Origin of the sequence: Bacillus litorisediminis, from assembly GCF_022808645.1 — a bacterium.
Classification (GTDB): domain Bacteria; phylum Bacillota; class Bacilli; order Bacillales; family JC228; genus Bacillus_BF; species Bacillus_BF litorisediminis.
The window spans coordinates 19,964-42,966 of the sequence record NZ_JAKZKT010000026.1 but is presented as its reverse complement, the minus strand read 5'-3'; the positions used below and the strand labels follow the sequence as shown (position 1 = coordinate 42,966).

Below are 23,003 nucleotides of genomic sequence, written 5' to 3'. Positions count from 1 at the left end.
CTCTATCTATCCTATATCTTCCAATCACTTATTTGCAAAGGGTAAATAACTAGATCTACTTATGATACGGTTCACCCCTAATAATCCGAAATGCTCGGTAAATCTGTTCTACCAATATTAACCGCATCAGCTGGTGAGGAAATGTCATACGAGAAAAGGATATCGCCTCATCTGCACGCTGCATAACTTCGCTGCTTAATCCTAATGATCCGCCTATAATAAAGGAGATTTTACTTTTTCCATATGTAGCAAGCTGATCCAGTTTGGCTGCAAGTTTTTCTGAAGAGGGCATCTGCGCTTCGATTGCCAACGCAATGACATAATCTTCATCTTTAACTTTTGCCAAGAGCCGTTCTCCCTCTTTAAATTTAACCATTTCCTCTTCCTTTGGACTTAAATTTTCTGGCGCCTTCTCATCCGGAACTTCGACAATTTCAACTTTTGCATAGCTCGACAGGCGTTTGACATATTCCTCAATCCCAAGCTTTAGGTACTTTTCCTTTAATTTTCCGACCGACAAAATCGTGATATTCACAGGTTTTCCTCACTTTACGAACAAGATATCCACAGAAGTTATCCACATATACACATTTATTGTCCACATATTGTGTCAGAATGAGTGTTCCCTACCACATATATCGCTTGATTTTGACAATATTCACAGCCTGTTGATAGTTCATTTTCTCCTTCAACCTTGTTTAAAATCGGCGGCTCTCCCGTTTCGTCTACCACATCTTCTAATGCCAGATCAACATGCTCTAAACAGCAGTAAATCAATGATTTCATCACTTTTACCCTCACTTCAATAATGTACATTCTGCTCTTTATATTGATTAGTATTTGTGGTTCTTCTGTCAATTAGACAATACAGTTTTCCACAAATTTATCTCTTTTACTATGATAACCGATTACGTAAACTTTTCCACAAATATAAAAAAGGTGTGGAATCTATTTTATCCACACCTTTCATAAAATTAAATACTGCCGCTAGCCAATTTAAGTACCGCTTCCTGTTTCTCACCATTTCTATAGAAGGTGACCTCCATTTGGTCCCCGACTTCTTTTTCAGTATATAAATATCTTCTCAACTCAATGATGTTATTAACCGGTTCTCCGTCTAACGCGACAATTACATCAAGCTCTTGTAACCCAGCAAGAGCTGCAGGGGAATTAGGTACCACATCGGCAATAAAAACGCCTTCTGTTACATCCTCCGGTAATAGGAGTGTCTCTCTTTGATGATAAGTGGAGACAGAACTTACATCTCCCCCAATGGTGATTCCCATTGAAGGTCGCTGCACTTCCCCAAATCGCTCTAAGTCTTCAATAATCGGTATCGCATCATTGATCGGAATAGCTAGACCAATCCCTTCTACAGCCTCTTGGGCAATTTTCATTGAATTAATCCCGACTACCTGGCCATTAATGTTGACAAGGGCTCCTCCTGAGTTACCAGGATTAATGGCCGCATCGGTTTGGAGAACCTCTGCTTGCCAATCAACGGTTCCGTTTTGGTCGATATCAATCGGGATTGCTCTTTCTAATCCTGAAATAATTCCTTGTGTAACAGAACCGGAGAATTGCATGCCTAGGGGACTTCCAATTGCAATCACGGGTTCTCCGGTTGTCAGTGCGTCAGAATCGCCAAACTCAGCAACTGTTGTTACATGTTCGGCTTCGATTTCTAATACAGCCAAATCAGTCCATATGTCCGTACCCCTAATCTCAGCAGGTACCTTTGTTCCATCCGTTAAAGTAATTTCAACTTGATTTGCACCTTCTACCACATGGTGATTTGTTACAATATACGCTACATCTCCTGCTTTCTTATACACAACGCCAGATCCAGTTCCAGCTTCTGCTTGCTGGTTCCAAAAATTATTGGCCTGAATATTAGTGACACTAACAACAGCACCCTGTGCCTTCTCTACAGCTTGTGTTACCTGTGTCGTAACATCGACCGATACATTTTGTTGAATAGGGGCTTCTCTTTCATCACCAGCGCCATTTTCGGTTTGATTCTCTGTATCATACGGGAGAACGTTATAATTAATAAGGGCAGGTACAGCAATAATCACTAATAATGCACCTAGTACAATACCGACTAGGCTAGAAAGCAAATATCCTTTATTTCCCTTCTGATTTTTAGGTGGCTGTTCGTAGTCTTGATCATAGTAACCCAAACCAACATCATCCTTTCGCATACCAATTGTTTTTCTTATTAGGGTAAAAACTAGAGTTAACATGCACTTTTGTCTTTACTGATATGTACAGAAAGGTCTTTATTCTACTTATCCTACCTATTATTCCGCTGCTCCCGTATTTTTTATACAATCCATCAAAGAAAAGCTCCTATCTATATTATAGTACGTTATAAAACAAACAAAGGTTTTAAAGCATGGCTAAAAACCTTTATTTTAATGTTATAACCGAAAAAAAGGGAACGAAACTACGTATAGCTTCTTTCCCAATTTTTTATACAGCTACTAGTGAAGTAGCAGTTTTTGGATCCGTATCATATAGTTCAAAGCCTTCTCCGACTAGGATTCCCTTGCTTTGTAAGGTTTGTGAGACTGACATTCTGGCCAGCTCTTTCATGTTGTTATCCTGACTTAAATGAGCAAGGTATATACGCTTAGTCCGATCTCCAAGTACTTCACTCATAGCAATGGCTGCGTCTTCGTTTGAGACATGGCCAACATCACTTAAAATTCTGCGTTTGACGCTCCATGGATATCTTCCCATTCTTAACATATGCACATCATGATTACTTTCGAATATGTATGCATCCGCATTATGAATAATACTCTTCATCCGTTCACTCACATAACCTGTGTCGGTGATAATCGCGAGTTTCTTTTCTTTGTAATGAAATACATAAAACATCGGTTCTGCCGCATCATGGGAAACACCAAAAGATTGAATATCTAAACTGCCAAAGGAATGAACTGCCTCCATGCGAAAAATATTCTTTTGGTCTACTGAAATTTCGCCAATTTGCCCTTCCATGGCCTGCCACGTTTTTTCATTGGCATATATGGGAAGCTGGTACTTTCGCGCCAGCACTCCCAAACCTTTAATATGATCGGAGTGTTCATGTGTCACGAGAATCCCTGATAAGTCTTTAGGACTTCGATCAATTTGTTTGAATAAGTCCTCCATCTGTCTTCCGCTCACCCCTGCATCAACCAAAAAGCGATGCTGGTCTGTTTCTATATAGGCGGCATTCCCCTTGCTGCCGCTAGCTAAAACACTAAAAAACAAAGACATTTTTGTCACTCCGTTATCGTTTTTGGATCGTCCATTTCAATAATACTTCCTTCCTCAGTCGCATTAACGAAATAGTTTTCCTCTCCATTTACCTGAAAATACCAAGTCGGTGCCAAAACCTGTGAAGTCAACTGAACAAGCGTATAATAACCAAGTTCAATATTATTGACTGTACTGCCTTGTTTAATCATACTGTTTGAATAGAGAATTTCTAATGCTTGCATCGGTTGAAGAATTTCTTGTTCTCCATATGCATCAAACTCCGTGTTAAACATCGTTTGTACATAGCTGGTAATTTCATTTTTTTCGTTTAAATAAAATGTAATTCTTCCACTCTTATTGTTATATAAGGTAAAATCTTTATAAGTTTGGTAATATATAATCTGCCGCTTATCCTGATTGTAATTCCAAAACCTATATTGATCCCCATACAAGACAGTTGACTCTAATATTGGCTTCATATTATCTGAAGTCACTTCAAAATTAAGCTGAATCGGTTTCTCTAGCCTTGAAATGATTTCAATTCCGTCCTTTTCTACAACCTGTTGGTTTTCGTCTTTTACTTCAACATCCTGATTTTTCATAGTAAGTAAATTTAATTCTTCTTCAGAAAATTTCTTAGCTGTGGCGTTAATTAAAAACTGATTTTTCCCCACATCTGTTGGTAGATTTTCCACAACTATATCAGCCGCTTCCAACTTTTCTTCAAAGGTTGCCTCTGTCATTAAAGGAAAATTCTCACTATCTTGTTTTTCTTTAAGCCAAAATAGCAGGAAAATATCGAGAATCAAGAAGGCTATAATAAAAATATTTTTTATTCTACTCCAGTCCAATCTTATCCCCTCCTTGATTACCAAAAGTGATTGATAACCAATTCCCAGCATATAAATAGAGCCATGTCGGTTTAAGTGTAATTACAGAACCTTTCGATTCCTGGACTAATTTATACCCAATTCTTAAAGCTTGGAGGTCTTTCGGATCCAGTTGTTGCTGAAGAAGTGTTTCAATCACATAATCGCCGGAGGGCAATTCTGTTACAGTTGGTTCATTCTTCTCTGTTTCATCCCCTAAGCGAATTTTTATATCAAAATCAGGACGATTGTACTTATATATACCTTTTTCTCCCCAAATTATATCAATAGTGGTTTTTATGTCCTCACTGTAAACCGGATAGCCCTGATAATACAGCATAAAAGATATTTTATTTTCAACCCAGCTGGTATAAATATATTGATCAGTCCAGCCAGCATGATTATTAATGTATTCAATACTTCTCTCATGTATATTGGTTTCCGAACCAGTAGTCTCCGTCCCGTTTTGTCTCTGATGTATATCCGATTCAGAAATAATAGTGTCTGGTTTGTTCGCTGGATTAACATAAAACAGCTCATTTCTAGAGTTATCCACCCTCATTAAACTAGAACTATCCTTATATTCTCGCCCCCCGTCTATCCACGTTCTTGAAACATTGTCAGGTTGGCTGAAAAGAGCATCTCTAAAAAGATCGGTTTCTACTTCGTTAGTCAAAACATTATATCCGTAGATTGTAACATCTCTATTTTCGTTGATAGGATAGTATACCCGATGCAATTCGTCTACATCATAATACTTATAGGCATAAAATCCTTCCGGGTTTTGATAGTAGTAGTTATCCTGGAATTGCTTGATAGCGGCTCCACTGGCATTAGTTTTATAAACTTTTCTCTCTTTGCCGAAGTATTTAACAAAATAGACAGTCAAATTGTTTCCGTCATAGTTCCCCATATCAAGAACCATTCGGTCGAAGATTCTATCTGGTACGTTATCTTCAGAAAATCCTTGAATACGGCTAAATAATTGCAATGAAACATCACTATCAAAAATGAATTCTACACGGCCATTTCCATGAACCAGATTAAGAAAGTTATCCCCTGGATTGTATTCCACAATTTCGGAAAAGTCCCACTTTTTGATATCGCTATACATATCTGTTATATTGCTGATATTCCCTGTTCCATATGTTTCTCCACTGCGGTGAAATAGGACTTGGGTAGGGACAATCACTTCATCTAGGGCGCGTTCCTCCGCGATCTTAACGGGTTCTACTAAATTATCAAGGTCTTTTTCCTCATTACCTGGCTGATAAATCCATTGAAAATAAGTAAGAACAAGACTAATAACGACAAGAATGGTTAAGACTATTGATTTGATTGTTTCTAAATTTTTCATGCCCAATCATCCTCATCAGTATGCTCATAAGGTAATGTAATAAAGATCGTAGTTCCAACTTCATCCTTACTTTCAGCCCATATTTTCCCTCCATGAGCCTCTACCATTTCCTTTGCAATGGCTAGTCCAAGTCCTGTTCCTCCAAATTTTCTTGATCTTGCCTTATCTACCCGATAGAAGCGGTGAAAGATCTTATTGATTTGATCCTTAGGAATTCCGACCCCTTCGTCTGATACACTAATTTGAATCTCATCAGAGCCTTCTTCCAGTTTAAAAGTAATATTTCCGCCTTCAGGCGAGTACTTTAATGCATTTGAAATAACATTATCAAGGACCTGTGTCATTTTGTCTTCATCTATTTCTACAAATATCGTTTTAGAAGGAAGCTCTCTCGTAAAGGTAACATGCTGTTCTTTAATAATATCAAACCGGTCAATGATACGATTAAAGAAGATAGTGAAATCCACAATCTCTTTTTGAAAACGATAGTCTTTGCTATCCATTTTCGATAATTGGAGCAGATCATTGACAAGCCGAATCATGCGCTCAGTTTCAGTTTGTGTAACCTCTAAAAAGCGCGGAGCAATTTCTTCATCCTTCCACGCCCCATCCGATAAAGCCTCTAAATAACTTCTCATTGAGGTTAATGGTGTTCGCAGCTCATGAGAAACATTAGCGACAAACTCACGCCGTTCCATTTCAATTTTTTCTTGTTCAGTAATATCATGTAATACTGCAATTAAACCATTAACTATTCCAGAATCCTTTTGGATAACCGAAAAATTAGCTCTTAAGATATATGGTTTGTGAGGTGTGCTATAATCTAGAATAACTGATTCCTGCTCATTAATCAGATCTTCAAACGTGTACTTCTCTTCAATACCTAGCAAAGTAGTTATTTGCTGAGAAAGTGCTGTTTCACGTGAAACATTTAACAGCCCTATCGCAGATTCATTAATCAAGATAATTCTTCCCCTGCGATCAGTCGCGATCACACCATCAGTCATATAAGCAAGAACAGAGGCAAGCTTCCGTCTCTCCCCCTCAGTTGTTGCTTGTGCTTCCTGAAGCCGTTTCGTCAGGTTATTAAAGGTTAATGCCAATTGTCCAATTTCATCCAGGCCATAAACCTTAACCTTCCTTGAAAAATTACCCTTTGCCATCGCAAGGGCTTGTCTTCTCATATCAGTAATCGGCCGTGAAATCGCTTGGGCCAATAATATTCCTAAAATAACCGAAATCGACAAAGCAATCACTGTAGCATTTGCAAAGATATCATTTATTTCCTGCAATTGATCAAATACGGACTCAATATCAGCTTTTAAATAAATTGCGCCTCTTACTTCTCCTTCGATCCTAATGGGCTGGACAATTTTCCATATTCGGTTTCCCGTATCGCCGTCTCGATATATGGCTTTCTGAACTACGTCAAAGGCCATTGATTGTAGTATGTCTTTATCTGTCGTTATTTGCCCAACGACGTTTTGATTGTCTGTTTCGGAAGTACCGATAATCCGCTTATTGATATCAATAACCCGTACTTCTAATATATCTCCGCCGGAATAACCCCTTAAAATTCCACTAACTTCAACCTCTAATTTGGGATCTTCATCATCCCGAATCTTTGCTATTGCTTCCTCGATACTATATGAGAGAAGATTCATCCGATCCGTAATAGAGTTCTGAAAGTTCTCAATGAATTGATTTTCTAACTGCCTTGAAAAGTATACACCTATAATTTGCATAGCGATTAATATAAGAAGAACATAAACCAGCACAAATTTTAGGTGTATCGACTGAAAAAAACTAACCTTTTTCATAAAAACGGATTACTCCTGATCTGGGTTTCGCAAGTAATAACCAACACCTCGTCTTGTTACAATCCATGTTGGGTGACTTGGGTTATCCTCGATTTTTTCCCGTAATCTTCGAACCGTAACATCGACTGTTCTGACATCTCCATAATAATCATAGCCCCATACAGTTTGGAGCAAATGTTCACGTGTCATAACTTGTCCAATATGCTTCGCTAAATAATGCAGCAATTCAAACTCACGATGAGTTAATTCAATCGTTTCCCCGCGTTTTGAAACAACATAGGCATCAGGATGAATGGTAAGGACCCCGACTTCAATCTCTCTATTTTCATCCTGCTCATCTGTCTGGCTCGCCACATGCTGTTGTCTTCTTATATTGGCTTTGACTCTGGCAATCAGCTCTCTGGTACTAAAAGGCTTTGTCACATAATCATCCGCTCCAAGCTCTAGACCGAGGACTTTATCAATTTCGGAGTCTTTTGCTGTCAGCATGATAATTGGAATTTCATGTTTCTTACGAATTTCTCTGCAAACTTCCATACCATCTTTTCCAGGAAGCATAATGTCTAATAATATTAAATCTGGCATTACTTCTTCAACTAATTTAAGGGCTTCATTGCCATCGTAGGCACAATAGACCTCATAGCCTTCTTTTTTTAGGTTAAACTGTAAAATATCTGCAATGGGTTTTTCATCGTCAACAACTAGTATTTTCTTTTCCATGCTTATTCTCCTTTCAAAGAGAATCTTTATTGGATTCTTCGTATTTAAGCTTTTATTTTTTACTTTATCACGGATTTTGGTTTGTTTCATCTGTAAACCTTTTTCTTTTCAAGGAAAGAAATGCCTAGACTAAATAATTCGATTATTACTGTTTATTATCCTTTAAAAAGTGAAGGGTCATGTACCAAATTTATCTACGGTCGTGATTTTTTTCTTTTATTTTTGAGTTCATAGTTTCATAGATTCGTGTATCATAATCCGTAATAGAAAAGCTCTCAGCCTTTGCTGAGAGCACGTTATCTGCTTTGTAAAATTAAAAATAGTTTAATGGATCTACAAGCTTGCCATTTTTATGGATTTCAAAATGAAGATGAACACCTGTAGAGTTTCCTGTTGAACCCATTACACCAATCTTGGAACCCTGAGGTACGGTTTGACCGACACTAACACCAATTGATGACAGATGAGCATAAACAGTACGGTAACCATTATTGTGGTCAATTACTATTTTATTTCCGTAACCGCTGTCCCAGCCAGCCTCGACAACAACTCCATTGTCCGCAGCCTTAATGGTACGATCGGATGGACGTGCGATATCAATTCCCTGATGCATTTTCCCCCAGCGATACCCCATGGTACTTGAGATATATCCGCCTACCGCCGGCCAGATAAAATCACCAGTTCCTCTTGATGGTACTACTTTCGTACCTTTTACAATAATTTCTTCTACTGGCTTAGAGAGAACCTTTGAGTCTAGAACAGATTTTCCATCTCTTATGCCGTTTACTTCCCGGATTAAGTAAGTAACAGCTTCAACACCTGACTGACCTTCCTGTTTGACTGTTTGTTCGCCTTTAAACATTGTGTCGTCTTCAATGACTTTCGTTTCATATGGAATTTCTTCTTCATGATACTTTTCATATTCCACAACGACATCAATGATTGGTTCATATACTGTAACATTTAATTCCTCACCAATCTGAAGAACTGAATCTTCTTCAAGGCCAGGATTAAGCTTTAACAGTTGAGCAAGTGTTAAGTCATGCTTAGCGGCGATTGTGCCCAGCACATCACCGGTTTGAACCTGATACTTCTTTTCTTCAAGGGTTCCCTTTTGCAAGAGCTTTAACGCTTCGTCAACGGTTAAAATTTCATTAGGTGCAACTTTTTCTTCTGAAACTGCAACTTCTTCTGTAAAACGCACGTCTAAAAGCTTAGTATCGTTATTTTTTGAAGGACTTGCTGTTTCAGCTGCTGCATCTTTGCTTGCAGATAATTGGGCAAGCTCCTCTTTTGACACATATGCTTGTTTTATAGAATCTAAAATTTGCTTTGCAAGTTCAGCACTTTCTACATATGTAACGGGTTCTCCATTTACTGTAATGGCAAATGCCTCTGCTTGAACCTGTACTTGATCCTCTAATGTATTGATAACAGAGTCGTCTTGAGTAGCAATTTGAAATACTTGCTCTGGGACATATGAAATTTGCTCTTCCAGGGTAAATTCAAGTCCCTGATATTCTTCTTTTGCTTTATCAAGCTCTGATTTAATCCATTTTTCAATTTCTTCTTTACTAGTTACCACGCCGATTCTTTCGTTTCCAACATATACGTGGTAAACAGTGGAAAGCCCTGCTTCTTCTTCAGTTTTAGCTTTAACTGAGCCTAATGTTAAGCTTGAAACAGCCAGTGTAGAGATTACTGTACCCTTCACAAGAAAATTCGATTTTTTCTGCACTGGTTCTTTCCATTTCGACAATAAATGTCTCCAATGAGCCATAATTTAATCCCCCTCATGTGATAGAAGGTCTCTCGTTTCCACATAGTGACAAAGTCCTATTTACAAAATAGTCTTATAAATTCACACTTTTATACTCTACCATAAAATGAGGAAAAGGGAAGAATTGACCCAAATATGTAATAAAACTGTATTATAATTGACAACATAACTCCATTTTTTACTTAAAATGGAATCGTAAATGCTATTTTTTTCCTACTCTATTAAAATATTGGACTAGTATTAATGCACTAACCGCTATATTCGACAAAACACGACGTTTTATGCAGAAAGATTCCATGCTAATTTACAATGTATGAAGGTTATTCAACATTTATGATTGAACTGTTTTTCGATTCAGGTGTCTTGAAAATGGCAGAGACCGCTGCACACAGCGGTCTCCTGTACATCATACAATATATACTCCATATTATCTGTATACACTTCTTACTACATTTGTTTGGGCGCGATCTGGTCCTACAGAGAAGATAGAAATCGGTATCCCTGTCAGCTGAGATACTCTTTCAATATAGTGTCTTGCATTAACAGGAAGATCATCAAGTGTTTTACAGCCTGTAATATCCTCTTTCCAGCCAGGCAGCTCTTCATAAACGGGTTCACATTCAGCCAAGATCTTAAGACTGGCAGGGAACTCATTGATAATTTCGCCTTTATACTTATAAGCCACACAAATTTTTAAAGTTTCAATACCTGTTAAAACATCAATTGAGTTTAAAGAAAGATCTGTAATCCCGCTCACTCTCCGCGCATGGCGAACAACTACACTATCAAACCATCCTACTCGGCGCGGTCTTCCTGTTGTTGTGCCATATTCCCTTCCGACTTCACGGATTTGGTCCCCGATTTCATTTTTCAATTCGGTCGGGAACGGACCGTCTCCTACCCTCGTTGTATATGCCTTTGATACGCCAACGACGTGGTCAATTTTTGTTGGTCCTACACCTGATCCAATCGTTACTCCTCCAGCTACTGGGTTGGATGACGTTACAAATGGGTAAGTTCCTTGGTCAATATCAAGCATGACTCCTTGTGCACCTTCAAATAGGACACGCTTACCTGCATCGAGTGCATCATTGAGTACAACAGACGTATCACAAACATATTGTTTAATTTGTTGGCCATATTCGTAATACTCATCTAAAATATCTTCTAATTGAAAGCCCTCAACCTCATAAAATTTTTCTAAAAGTCGATTCTTTTCATTTAAATTATGGCTAAGTTTTTGTTTAAATTCGTCTTTATCTAATAAATCGGCAATTCGGATGCCAATCCTTGCAGCTTTATCCATATAAGCTGGGCCAATCCCTTTTTTCGTCGTTCCAATTTTATTGGCCCCTTTTCTTTCCTCTTCTACCTCATCGAGCTTTAAATGATAAGGAAGAATAACATGAGCACGGTTAGAGATTCGTAAATTATCAGTTGTAACACCTTGTTCATGTAAATAGGCAAGCTCTTTGACTAATGCTTTCGGATCTACTACCATACCATTTCCGATTACACAAATTTTCTCTTTATAAAAGATTCCAGATGGAATTAAGTGAAGCTTATACGTAGTACCATTAAAACGGATCGTATGTCCTGCATTATTTCCGCCTTGATAACGTGCTATTACCTCTGCATTTTCAGAAAGGAAGTCTGTAATTTTTCCTTTCCCTTCATCTCCCCACTGTGTACCGACAACAACTACGGAAGACATTGGAGCACCTCCAGCAACAATTGGTTTTTTTGACTGTTTAAGTGTATCAATTTCAATAGAAGGAGTCAATGAAATCACGAACATTTCACACTATATTAATATTTTTGTTCGTAATTTCGTGATTGATGGATTGCTTATTTTCACTTAGTTTGCCATTTTTTGTTTAATCCATTCTATAGCCAGCCATTTTATAAAATATAAAAGCCCCAGCCTGCTATTAGGAGGGGCGAAATGATTATCCAGCTGGGACAGCTGCGTCATCATATCTTCTTTCTAAATTAACAAATTTATTATATTCCTTCACAAAAGCGAGTTGAACTGTTCCAACCGGACCATTTCTTTGTTTCGCAATAATAATTTCTATAATGTTTTTATTCTCCGATTCTTTATCATAATAGTCATCCCGGTATAAAAAGGCAACGATATCTGCATCCTGCTCAATAGATCCCGATTCACGGATATCCGACATCATTGGCCGTTTATCTTGTCTTTGTTCGACTCCACGGGATAACTGTGATAATGCAATAACGGGTACCTGAAGCTCACGGGCTATCCCTTTTAAGGAACGGGAAATCTCAGATACCTCCTGCTGTCTGTTTTCTCTTGAATTACCACTCCCCTGAATTAATTGCAGATAATCAATTAAGATCATTCCGAGACCATGCTCTTGTTTTAAGCGCCGGCATTTCGCTCTAATTTCATTAATTCGGATACCAGGTGTATCGTCAATATAAATTCCCGCTCTTGAAAGACTTCCCATTGCCATTGTTAGTTTACGCCAATCATCATCGGTCAGCGATCCGGTCCGCAAGCGCTGTGCGTCAATATTCCCCTCCGCACAAAGCATCCGCATGACTAGCTGTTCTGCGCCCATTTCTAAACTAAAGATGGCTACATTTTCACTTGTTTTAGTTGCTACGTTTTGGGCAATGTTTAAAGCAAAGGCAGTTTTCCCGACTGAAGGACGTGCTGCAACAATAATCAGATCATTTTTCTGAAATCCTGCAGTCATTCGGTCTAACTCGGCAAAGCCTGTGGGAATTCCAGTGATATCGCCTTTACGATTATGAAGAACTTCAATCTGGTCGTATGTTTTAACTAATACATCTTTTATATCTTGAAAGGTTCCCGAATTATTTCGTTGAGAAACCTCCATTATTTTCTTTTCAGCTTCTGTTAAAAGCTCATCCACTTCATCTTCGCGGGCATACCCATCTTGTGCAATTGACGTAGCGGTCTTAATTAATCTGCGCAACAATGACTTTTCCGCTACTATTTTTGCATAGTAATCAATATTCGCTGCCGTTGGTACACTTGCGGCAAGTTCACTTAAGTAAGAAACTCCGCCAATATCCTCAAGCTGCTTGGCTGCCTGAAGCTGTTCTGTTACTGTGATCAGGTCTACTGCTTCACCTGAATCGTTGAGCTTTAACATATGGTAAAAGATTTTTTCATGAGCACTACGATAAAAATCTTCTGGTTCTAATATTTCAGAAGCCACCGTAATGGATGAGGGTTCAAGAAAGATGGCACCCAACACGGCTTGTTCCGCTTCAATATTTTGAGGAGGAATTCGATCCTGAAACCATTCATTCATGAGAGTATGCCCCCTTCCATTCACTCGTTGTCTTACTTACTATATTAATAGATATCTGTTCTTTTGGCTAAGGATTTTTGTCTAGTGCCTCAAGCTCCATCATTAATTCATTGTTAACTCGAGGTAAACACTAAAAAAATGTGACCGGCTGAACGATCACATTTTTTATTTTATCATGTTTCTCTTGATTTAGTTGTTGGCAAAATTAGTTTTCTTCTTTAACATGTACATTTAATGTAGCAGTGACTTCCGTATGAAGTTTAACTGGAACCTTCGTATAGCCTAACGAACGGATTCCATCTGGAAGTTCTATTTTTCTTTTATCTATTTTTAAGTCATGTTTCTTTTTCAATTCATCCGCAATCTGTTTGCTTGTAATGGAACCAAATAGTCTCCCGCCTTCACCAGCTTTTGCCGATAATTCAACTGTTAATTTTTCAATTTTTAACTTTAGAGCCTGGGCTTCCTGAAGCTCTTCCTTGGCCATTTTTTCCTCTTTTTTCTTTTGGGCCTCGAGCTGGCTAATATTGCTCTTATTAGCTTCAACAGCAAGTCCTTGCTTTATTAAAAAGTTTTGGGCATACCCGTCTGCCACATTTTTGACTTCTCCTTTTTTTCCTTTCCCTTTAACGTCTTTTAGAAAGATTACTTTCATTCTTTACTTCCCCCTTGCTTATAATCATCTATTGCTTCGTATAATTGGTTAAGTGCTTCTTCAATGGTTACATCGGAAATTTGTGTAGCTGCATTTGATAAATGCCCTCCGCCGCCTAATCGTTCTAAAATGACTTGAACATTAACATCTCCCAGTGAACGGGCACTAATGCTGACCATTCCTTCTTGGCGGTAGGCAATGACAAAGGATGCGGTTACCTGGTCCATAGTAAGAAGCGTATCAGCTGCTTTTGCAATAAGGATTTGGTCAAAAAACTCGTTTTCCGGCCCCTTCGCTACGGCGATCCCTTCCTTATAGAACTCAACATGCTCGATAAGTTTAGCTCTTTTGATATATGTTTGAATATCTTCCTTAAGAAAGCGCTGAACAAGAACGGTATCTGCCCCAAGTGATCGTAAATAAGAAGCGGCATCGAATGTTCTTGACCCCGTTCGCAAAGTAAAACTTTTTGTGTCTACTATTATACCAGCAAGTAACGCTGTTGCTTCAAGCATTGCAATCCGTTTATGCATTGGCTGGTATTCTAAAAGTTCTGTTACTAATTCTGCTGTCGAGGACGCATAAGGCTCCATGTATACGAGTAAAGGATCGTGAACAAATTCTTCTCCCCGGCGATGGTGATCGATCACAACAATATGATCGATCATTTGCAATAATTTGTCTGAAATAACCATAGATGGTTTATGTGTATCTACAATGACCAGCAAGGAATTTTCAGTAGCAAGTTCCATTGCCCTTTCTGGCGAGATAAAACGGGAAAATAAGTCCTCTTTTAGTTTGACTTCCTTCATTAAGCGGCTCACGCTCGTATCCATATCCTGCTGATTCACAACCACATATCCAGTCTTTTCATTGATTTCAACTATTTTTAATATTCCTATTGCTGATCCAATTGCGTCCATATCAGGGCGTTTGTGACCCATTATAATGACATTATCACTTCCCACAATCAGCTCTCGTAATGCATGAGCGATAACACGGGCCCGAACTCTTGTCCGTTTCTCCATCGGATTAGTTTTACCACCGTAAAATTTAACTTTTCCGCCAGGAAGTTTTATCGCAACCTGATCCCCTCCGCGGCCTAGGCTTAAGTCGAGGCTGGATTGGGCAAGACTCCCTAACTCTATCAGGGATGAGACACCTACACCGACCCCTATACTTAAGGTAAGTGGGACATTTTGTTTAGAGGTTATTTCACGAACAACGTCCAATATACTAAATTTATCCGCTTCCAATTTATGCAACACTTTTTCATGATAAAGCGCAATAAAGCGATCTGATGATACCCTTTTTAAGTATATCCCATAATCATTAGCCCATTTGTTTAATATCGATGTAACCTGGCTATTTAAACTGCTTTTGGTTTGATCATCCATACCCTGTGTCATTTCATCATAATTATCTAGAAATATGATAGAAATTACGGGTTGTTCCTCTTTATATCGTTTTTCAATTTCCCATTGCTCTGTTATATCAAAAAAGTATAATAACCGTTCTTCAGGTTTAAATACAACCCGGAATTTACGGTCATGCAATGTAATATTTTCCGATTCGATTTCCTGTTTAATAATAGGAACCAGGTCATCTGCTAAATCATAAATGGAACGGCCAATTAAACTTTCCTCATCAAAACTAGAAGTCAGATAGGGATTTGCCCATTCAATGATATACTCATCATTAATAAGCATAATTCCGATTGGCATTTCTAATAATGCCTCTTCCCCTACCTTTTTCACCCGGTGAGAAAGGGTTGAAATATATTGTTCAATCTCCTGTTCACGAGTATCTTCCCGGTAAAGAAGAAAAAAGAATACGCCGCCAAATAATACAAAACCAATTAAGGCTACAATCCATTGAAAGTAGGCTAATACGGCTAATAAACACACTGTTAATACTACCAGTGCATATAAAGGGGCTTTTAACAGACCCTTTTTTAAATGTGAAGACATTTGTTTTCAGCTCCTATTCTTTCAATAGGATCATCAAGATTTTGACTGATTCACCCGCTGTCTTAAATCAAAGCCTATGTCAATTATACCTAATAATCTTATCAGTAAAAGTCCTATTGGGGTAAGCATAGCAAAAATAGCCACAATGACAGGAACGGCTTTTGCTATTCTTTTATTATATGCAAAAAAGAAGACAAAAGATAATCCCTGAATAGTGAATAAAACCTGAAGCATGAATACCAGATTAACAATGGCCATATTGGTAAATGTACCTGTTTCAAAGGGTACAAAGAAGCTGATTAACGTCACTCCCACATAATACCAAATGAGACTTCTCGGTAATTTCCATTCCCGAAAAGGGATTCTTTCCGGAAGTGGCATTTTAAATCTTTTTAATATAGTACCACATACCAGCAGGATTAAATAAACAGCAATAAATGAGGACACAACTAAGAGAGAAGGAAATAATGTCTTGAGCATGTCAAATACCGTAACAATATTTTCTTCGGTAAATTCAGCAGGTACCTGTTGACCAAATGCTTGAAGTATTTCCATAGACCTGATAAACGACTGTTTGGTTACCTCAAATGTTTCTTCTATTACATTTACATCCAAAAATAGGATCGATACTATGTATTGAAGAAGCAATCCAATACTCACAGTTAGAGTAGACGATATGTATAAAAAGAAGCGGCCTTTTTTCTCTCTGATTGCATAACCTACTACCATTCCTAGTGAACCATAAAGAAGAGTAACTGGAATAGCTAACAAAGATCCAATTATAAAGGAAATGAAAAGGGATGCCACCCCAAATACGGCACTATTTTTAAACCCAAATTTAACTGTAAAAATGATAAACGGTAATGGCAAAAAAAACATAGAAACTACTGATATATAAGGTACATACAAAAAAGTCAGTAATAGAACCGAGAAAATCGCTAACAGAACAGCACCTTCTGTTAGTCTTCGTGTATTATTCACAAGTGTTCCCCCAATCAATGTAGAAACAAAACTACCTATATTGTAAAAGACAAAAAAACAACATTCAACTTTCAGACCTTATCAGCTTTATAAATGATTTTTCGGGGAAGCAAGGATTATTGAGCATAAAAAAACAGCCAGGAAAAAACCTAGCTGCTGTTTATTACCCTTATTCTCCACTTACATAAGGAAGAAGAGCCATTTGACGAGCACGTTTAATTGCTACTGTCAATTTGCGTTGGTACTTCGCACTTGTACCTGTTACACGACGTGGAAGAATTTTACCGCGTTCTGAAATGAATTTTTTAAGAAGATCTACATCTTTGTAGTCGATGTGTGTAATATTGTTAGCTGTGAAATAACACACTTTACGTCTCTTCGCACGTCCACCTTTACGTCCTGCCATTTTATACCCTCCCTTACATTTAAAATGAAATATATTTTAACGTCGTAATTAGAATGGTAAATCATCATCTGAGATGTCAATTGGTTCACCATTGTCAGCAAACGGATCGTCATCCAGACGAGAAAATTGGTTATTATCCTGATAATTACGTTGTGGTTGGTTCTGATTGTAACCGAAATCCCGTTCTCTTTGACCACCAGAGAATCCGCTTCCCGCGCGGTCTTGCGATGCATTTCTTGGTTCAAGGAATTGAACACTCTCTGCTACAACTTCAGTAACATACACTCTTCGGCCATCTTGGCCTTCATAGCTCCTTGTTTGGATCCGTCCATCTACACCAGCTAAGCTGCCTTTTTTCAAAAAGTTAGCTACGTTTTCTGCAGGTTTTCTCCAAACAACGATATTAATAAAGTCTGCTTCTCTTTCTCCTTGCTGATTCGTAAAGGTACGATTAACGGCAAGAGTAAAAGTCGCTACAGGAACACCACTTGGCGTGTAACGAAGATCTGGATCTTTTGTAAGTCTGCCAACGAGGACGACACGGTTCAACATCAGAACAACTCCTCTACCTATAAAAATGTTTCACGTGAAACATTTTTATGAAATCTAATTATTATTAATCTTCTTCTTTAACTACGATATGACGAAGGATATCATCGTTGATACGAGCTAAACGATCGAATTCGTTAACAGCTTCAGTACCAGCATTAACTTTTAAAAGTTGGTAGTAACCATCGCGGAAGTCGTTAATTTCATATGCTAAACGACGCTTACCCCATTCTTTTGCTTCAAGAACTTCAGCACCATTATCAGTTAAAATAGTGTTGAAACGCTCAACCAATGCTTTTTTACCTTCATCTTCAATGTTTGGGCGGATGATGTACATAATTTCGTACTTTCTCATCTCACAGTCACCTCCTTTTGGTCTAACGGCTCTTTCTAAAAAGAGCAAGGAGCAATGCATTCATTACTCACAAGTTGAAATTATACCATGTTCATATAGGAAAAGCAATAAAACTCCTTCATAATGCTAATGTATCGTCCATATAGTTGCTGATTATTTAATCAGTCAAATAAAAAAGATAAGAAGGGAGATCTGCTCGCTTCTTATCTTTTGATTTTTATTTACACATTAAAACGGAAATGGATGATGTCCCCGTCTTTCACTTCATAATCTTTACCTTCGAGCCGAACTTTTCCTGCTTCTTTAGCAGCATTCATAGATCCTGCTGCCATTAAATCATCATAAGAAACAGTTTCTGCCCGAATAAATCCTCTCTCAAAATCAGAGTGGATTATACCCGCACATTGTGGAGCTTTCATTCCTTTTCGGAAAGTCCAGGCTCTTACTTCCTGAACACCCGCAGTAAAGTACGTAGCTAGTCCAAGCAAGCTGTAGGCAGCCTTAATCAGCTGATCCAAACCAGATTGTTCAATACCTAGCTCAGCCAGGAACATTTTCTTTTCTTCCCCTTCAAGCTCGGCTATTTCTGCTTCGATTTTAGCACATACTACTATGACTTCGGCGTTATCTTCTTCAGCAAACTTTCTTACTTTTTGAACATATTCATTTGAAGAAGGATCTGACACATCATCCTCCCCGACATTTGCAACATAAAGGACAGGTTTAATGGTTAGAAGATGCAAACCTTTAACAATTTTCATTTGTTCATCAGTAAACTCTACGGTTCTAGCAGGCTTTTCGTTTTCAAAAGCTTCTTTTAGCTTCAAAAGGATCTCATGTTCAGCTAGAGCATCTTTATCCTTCTGTTTCGCCATTTTACCGACGCGTTCAATTCGTTTATCTACAGACTCTAAATCAGCTAAAATTAACTCTAAATTAATCGTTTCGATGTCAGAGATTGGATCAACTTTTCCAGAAACGTGAGTAATGTTATCGTCCGCAAAGCAACGAACAACATGACATATCGCATCCACTTGGCGAATGTGAGAGAGGAACTTGTTCCCTAATCCTTCACCCTTACTTGCCCCTTTTACAATTCCGGCTATATCTGTAAATTCAAATGTAGTAGGAACCGTTTTCTTTGGGACAATTAATTCGGTCAGTTTTTCAAGACGTTCATCTGGAACTTCTACAATTCCAACGTTTGGGTCTATCGTACAAAACGGATAATTTGCTGATTCTGCACCAGCTTGTGTTATTGCATTAAATAATGTAGACTTACCCACATTCGGCAAGCCCACGATACCGGCTGTCAGGGCCATCCTCGTCACTCCTCAAATAAAATATATCTATCAATATTTCAGCTGGATTTTAACATTAGCTGTTTATACTTTGTTGTTTTAATAATGGTAAAGATGTCCGTTCCATTGCGCTCCAGACACAAGATTCCCCGGGGAGGAAGTCGAGCCTCCTCAGCTTTGCCTTTAGGGGGTCTAGAGTTTCACCTCTTCTTCCCGCAGGACAAGGAAGGCTTCGGCAGCCATAAGCATCGCACGAAGAAAATGCGAATGCATTTTATGAGGACTCAAGTGTCTTCCGCTCCATTCCACTATTGTTTAAAAAATATATTTAATAATAACAATGTTTTGCGTATACAGCCTTAATATTTAAACCTTTACCAATTATAGAGACTAATAGAGGAAAAGACAAGTGACCGGATCATTCCAGTTATCCATCCACCCTAGAATACTAACGATTTCTCCTCATGGGCCTCTCTAGAGAAGCAATATCATCCTCTATATTTAGAAGATGTTGTATTATCAATTTTTTCGCATCCTTAACTCCTTGATTGTAAAGAATGGGACCCAGCTCTTCCATAAAAAAAGAAAAGATATTTTCAGCAGCTATAATCCCTAAATCATCTCCTTTTTCCTGAAGAAAAAATCTTTGAATTTCCTCTATAATTTGATCCTTCTGTTCCTTCGGCAATTGAATATACATGGCAAACCCATCCTTTTTTAGTTTTTAAAAAAACAGCTCTAGAAAAAAAGAAGCATCACTTTCTATGCTTCTTTTTCGTGTTTCTCCAAAATCTTCTTTACTTTTTTCACAAATTCTCTGCGTGGCATGAGGACACTATGATTACAGCCTTCGCATTTTATTCGGATATCCATTCCGACTCTGATGATTTTCCACCGATTTGTACCGCACGGATGTGACTTTTTCATCTCAACAACATCATTTAAGTCAAAATCTTTCGTTTCCAAAATGATTCACTTCCTTTTTATATGACTTCATTTTGCTTTTCATTCCGTGTATACATCACCATGCGTGGAAACGGTATTTCAATGCCATGTGCATCTAAACAGGTTTTAAGCTCTTTTCGGAGAGCTCTGGCAATCGGCATATGCTTCATTGGTTTTGTTTCTGCTATGACACGCAAGACAACCTCAGACGCACCTAACATTTGTACACCTAATAATTCAGGGGTTTTTACCATATCAGGATATCGCTCTGGAAGAGTTTCAAGGAATTCAGTAATGACCTTTTCAGCTTCCTGTATATCGCCTTCATAAGCTATACTGATATCTACAATCGCTAAACTATTATGGATTGAAAAATTAGTAACTTCTACAATCGATCCATTCGGGAAAATATGAAGCTCTCCTGTCCAGCTTTTAATCTTTGTAATCCGTAATCCGATTTCCTCAACTGTACCTTCGGCCTGGTTTATTCGTACATAATCTCCAACAGAAAACTGATCCTCAAAAATGATAAAAAATCCGGAGATAATATCTTTTACTAAGCTTTGTGCCCCAAAACCTACTGCTAGTCCGACAATCCCAGCTCCCGCGATAATGGTCCTTATATCCATAAACATATCTAAAATCATCATGATGGCTAAAAAATAAACGATATACGTTGTAACATTTTGCATGAGCTTCAGCAAGGTGGCTTCTCTTCGCTCCGAAATTCGAAGCGGTGCCTTTGAACGAACAACAAAGATTTTAGCAATACTTGATTTTGCAATTTTTACGAAAATGGCTGCCAAAACCAAAATCAGGATTATTTTGATTGCATCTTGACCTACTTCAATCCAAGTTTGTTCATTCAATAATTTTTCCTGGATAGACTGAAGAAATTTTTCTATGTAAATCACATTTTCACCTCGTTTAAAAACTTACAACCTTATAAAATAAGTATCCCTATTTTAGCAAGATACATATCGTTTTAAAAGAGATATGTGCATTATTTAATTGAAGATACGTAGACAAACTAATGGTGTTTATGTATACATTTGGTGATTTCTCCGTATACTGTTACTACCATTCAGAAGGAGAAGGACCTATGAAATTTAAGCCCTATTTTTTTGAACGATCTGGCGGAACTGTTAGAATTCCCTATGATGATGAACATGCAGTTCAAGCTTTGGCTTCACATATTCAACAATTACTTCCTGCTGCGGCTCGACCCATTGTTTTTGTTTGTATTGGTACAGACCGATCAACAGGAGATTCCTTAGGACCTTTTGTCGGCACACTATTGTCTGAAAAAGGAAACTTACCTTTTTCGATTTACGGTACATTGGATGACCCGATTCATGCTGTGAATTTGGTCGATAAACTGAAAATGATTGAAGAAAAACACAATAATCCGTTTATAATCGGAATTGATGCATGTTTAGGACGGATCAAGAGTGTTGGGCATATTATTCTTGGTGAAGGTCCTGTCAAGCCAGGAGCAGGGGTCAATAAAGATCTCCCGCAAGTAGGAGATGCCCACATGACTGGCATAGTCAATGTAAGTGGGTTCATGGAGTTTTTCGTTTTACAAAATACCCGATTAAATCTTGTTTTAAAAATGGCTAAAACCATGGCAGAGGGTATATATCAAGCTGGTCTTCACCTAAATCGAAAAATACAGATTGAAGAATACTTGCAATTAGATGTAGATCAGGAAAATTCTATATAAATTGTTAAGAAAACCGGGCTTTTTAGCCCGGTATTTTTTGTACAGTCCTTACTCTTTTCTTTTTTCTATTCCCTAATTAAAAAAGCTTTGAAGATTAAATACAAGAGCTACTAAAACGAGTACAACTAAAATCCCTGGCAGCAGATTTGCCACTCGGATTTTTGTAATTCCAGCTAAATTCAAACCGATAGCCATTATCATAACACCACCGGTTGCCGTCAGCTCGACAATCATTTGATCTAAAAGAGACTCTGGTACAAGTGCTACAATTTTGGCTGCAAGCAATGCAATGGTTCCCTGATAGAGAACAACCGGAATGAAGGAAAAAATCACTCCAATTCCGAGAGTAGTTGTTAAAATGAGAGCAGTAAATCCATCAATAATGGCTTTCGTAATTAAAATATCATGATCATTTTTGATACCGCTGTCTAAAGCTCCTAAAACGGCCATAGCTCCAATTACAAATATTAAGGTTGCTGTAACAAACCCTTGGGATATTTGGCCACTCCCTATTTTCCCCATTTTCTTTTCCAGCCATTGTCCGCATTTGTTTAACTTGTCATCTAAATCGATCCATTCACCGATTACAGCACCAAGAACAAGACTTAAAATCACGAATAAAAATTGTTCAGTTTTTAGTGCCATTTGGATACCGAGAACAGTTACAGCAAGACCAATCCCATGAATGACTGTGTTTTTCATTCTATCGGGAATCTTAGATAAAAATTTCCCAATGACAGTACCTAAAATAATCGTTATTCCATTAACAATAGTGCCTAAAAGTACCATTTCATTCACAACCCAGAACCTTTCCCCGCTAGAATGCAAGAAACCCATCCAACTAAACCTATAAAAGATAGTCGACTATGAACCTTACATTCATGATGTCTTTCATTTTCAGTGCATTTTAAAACTCTGCACTAAGAAATTGCTTTCTCCAACTACTTGTTTAATGGGCAGATGTTTTTTCTCAACGTTAAAATCTTATACTTTTTTGACTCATAAA

The 23,003-nt window shown here is 38.0% G+C and carries 23 protein-coding genes; 1 reads left to right on the top strand and 22 read right to left on the bottom strand.

Going from position 1 to position 23,003, the window contains the following annotated elements:
* Positions 1-55: 55 nt before the first annotated feature.
* The 21 genes from rlmH to MLE14_RS13830 form a co-directional block, all read right to left on the bottom strand.
* Positions 56-535 (bottom strand): 23S rRNA (pseudouridine(1915)-N(3))-methyltransferase RlmH, encoded by a 480-nt coding sequence (gene rlmH, locus MLE14_RS13930; RefSeq protein ID WP_243299009.1) that lies wholly within the window; start codon positions 533-535, stop codon positions 56-58.
* Between the two features lie 56 nt (positions 536-591).
* Positions 592-786 carry a CxxH/CxxC protein gene (locus tag MLE14_RS13925; RefSeq protein WP_243299008.1) on the bottom strand — a complete coding sequence of 65 codons (195 nt, stop codon included), beginning with the start codon at positions 784-786 and terminating at the stop codon, positions 592-594.
* Positions 787-974: 188 nt separating this feature from the next.
* Positions 975-2,183, bottom strand: coding sequence for a S1C family serine protease (locus MLE14_RS13920; protein ID WP_243299007.1), 1,209 nt, complete (start codon positions 2,181-2,183; stop codon positions 975-977).
* Positions 2,184-2,475: 292 nt separating this feature from the next.
* Positions 2,476-3,270, bottom strand: coding sequence for an MBL fold metallo-hydrolase (locus tag MLE14_RS13915; protein WP_243299006.1), 795 nt, complete (start codon positions 3,268-3,270; stop codon positions 2,476-2,478).
* A 5-nt stretch (positions 3,271-3,275) separates the two neighbouring features.
* Positions 3,276-4,103 (bottom strand): two-component system regulatory protein YycI, encoded by an 828-nt coding sequence (locus MLE14_RS13910; protein WP_243299005.1) that lies wholly within the window; start codon positions 4,101-4,103, stop codon positions 3,276-3,278.
* A complete protein-coding gene (locus MLE14_RS13905) occupies positions 4,090-5,478 on the bottom strand; it encodes a YycH family regulatory protein (protein ID WP_243299003.1) in 1,389 nt (462 codons plus the stop codon). The genes MLE14_RS13910 and MLE14_RS13905 overlap by 14 nt, the downstream gene beginning before the upstream one ends.
* A complete protein-coding gene (gene walK, locus MLE14_RS13900; RefSeq protein WP_243299001.1) occupies positions 5,475-7,298 on the bottom strand; it encodes a cell wall metabolism sensor histidine kinase WalK in 1,824 nt (607 codons plus the stop codon). Before walK ends, MLE14_RS13905 begins: the two co-directional genes overlap by 4 nt.
* Positions 7,299-7,307: 9 nt before the next feature.
* The gene (gene yycF / locus MLE14_RS13895) at positions 7,308-8,018 is read right to left on the bottom strand and encodes a response regulator YycF (protein ID WP_243298999.1); all 711 of its coding nucleotides are present in this window, start codon (positions 8,016-8,018) and stop codon (positions 7,308-7,310) included.
* 313 nt (positions 8,019-8,331) lie between these two features.
* Positions 8,332-9,798, bottom strand: a complete 1,467-nt coding sequence (locus MLE14_RS13890) for a M23 family metallopeptidase (RefSeq protein WP_243298998.1) — start codon at positions 9,796-9,798, stop codon at positions 8,332-8,334.
* 427 nt (positions 9,799-10,225) lie between these two features.
* On the bottom strand, positions 10,226-11,512 hold the full coding sequence (locus tag MLE14_RS13885) for an adenylosuccinate synthase (protein WP_243298996.1): 1,287 nt from the start codon (positions 11,510-11,512) through the stop codon (positions 10,226-10,228).
* A gap of 235 nt (positions 11,513-11,747) precedes the next feature.
* Positions 11,748-13,109 (bottom strand): replicative DNA helicase, encoded by a 1,362-nt coding sequence (gene dnaB / locus MLE14_RS13880; protein WP_243298995.1) that lies wholly within the window; start codon positions 13,107-13,109, stop codon positions 11,748-11,750.
* Positions 13,110-13,314: 205 nt separating this feature from the next.
* Positions 13,315-13,764, bottom strand: a complete 450-nt coding sequence (rplI, locus tag MLE14_RS13875; RefSeq protein ID WP_243298994.1) for a 50S ribosomal protein L9 — start codon at positions 13,762-13,764, stop codon at positions 13,315-13,317.
* Positions 13,761-15,734: a DHH family phosphoesterase gene (locus tag MLE14_RS13870; protein WP_243298993.1), complete on the bottom strand. Its 1,974-nt coding sequence runs from the start codon at positions 15,732-15,734 to the stop codon at positions 13,761-13,763. The genes rplI and MLE14_RS13870 overlap by 4 nt, the downstream gene beginning before the upstream one ends.
* Before the next feature lie 33 nt (positions 15,735-15,767).
* Positions 15,768-16,715 (bottom strand): YybS family protein, encoded by a 948-nt coding sequence (locus tag MLE14_RS13865; RefSeq protein WP_243298992.1) that lies wholly within the window; start codon positions 16,713-16,715, stop codon positions 15,768-15,770.
* 169 nt (positions 16,716-16,884) lie between these two features.
* Positions 16,885-17,121, bottom strand: coding sequence for a 30S ribosomal protein S18 (rpsR, locus tag MLE14_RS13860; RefSeq protein ID WP_243298991.1), 237 nt, complete (start codon positions 17,119-17,121; stop codon positions 16,885-16,887).
* 48 nt (positions 17,122-17,169) lie between these two features.
* Positions 17,170-17,673 carry a single-stranded DNA-binding protein gene (gene ssb / locus MLE14_RS13855; protein ID WP_243298988.1) on the bottom strand — a complete coding sequence of 168 codons (504 nt, stop codon included), beginning with the start codon at positions 17,671-17,673 and terminating at the stop codon, positions 17,170-17,172.
* Between the two features lie 64 nt (positions 17,674-17,737).
* Positions 17,738-18,025: a 30S ribosomal protein S6 gene (gene rpsF, locus MLE14_RS13850; protein ID WP_243298987.1), complete on the bottom strand. Its 288-nt coding sequence runs from the start codon at positions 18,023-18,025 to the stop codon at positions 17,738-17,740.
* 221 nt (positions 18,026-18,246) lie between these two features.
* Entirely contained in the window at positions 18,247-19,347 is a 1,101-nt protein-coding gene (gene ychF / locus MLE14_RS13845) for a redox-regulated ATPase YchF (protein ID WP_243298985.1), read from the bottom strand.
* Between the two features lie 427 nt (positions 19,348-19,774).
* Positions 19,775-20,026, bottom strand: coding sequence for a DUF2164 domain-containing protein (locus MLE14_RS13840; RefSeq protein WP_243298983.1), 252 nt, complete (start codon positions 20,024-20,026; stop codon positions 19,775-19,777).
* Between the two features lie 62 nt (positions 20,027-20,088).
* A complete protein-coding gene (locus MLE14_RS13835) occupies positions 20,089-20,292 on the bottom strand; it encodes a DUF951 domain-containing protein (protein WP_279326842.1) in 204 nt (67 codons plus the stop codon).
* Between the two features lie 17 nt (positions 20,293-20,309).
* Positions 20,310-21,185 carry a mechanosensitive ion channel family protein gene (locus MLE14_RS13830; RefSeq protein WP_243298982.1) on the bottom strand — a complete coding sequence of 292 codons (876 nt, stop codon included), beginning with the start codon at positions 21,183-21,185 and terminating at the stop codon, positions 20,310-20,312.
* A gap of 188 nt (positions 21,186-21,373) precedes the next feature.
* On the opposite strand from MLE14_RS13830, the gene yyaC reads away from it, so the two are divergent.
* On the top strand, positions 21,374-21,997 hold the full coding sequence (gene yyaC, locus MLE14_RS13825) for a spore protease YyaC (RefSeq protein ID WP_243298981.1): 624 nt from the start codon (positions 21,374-21,376) through the stop codon (positions 21,995-21,997).
* 72 nt (positions 21,998-22,069) lie between these two features.
* On the opposite strand, the gene MLE14_RS13820 is transcribed toward yyaC, so the two are convergent.
* Positions 22,070-22,786 carry a DUF554 domain-containing protein gene (locus tag MLE14_RS13820; protein WP_243299033.1) on the bottom strand — a complete coding sequence of 239 codons (717 nt, stop codon included), beginning with the start codon at positions 22,784-22,786 and terminating at the stop codon, positions 22,070-22,072.
* Positions 22,787-23,003: the final 217 nt, after the last annotated feature.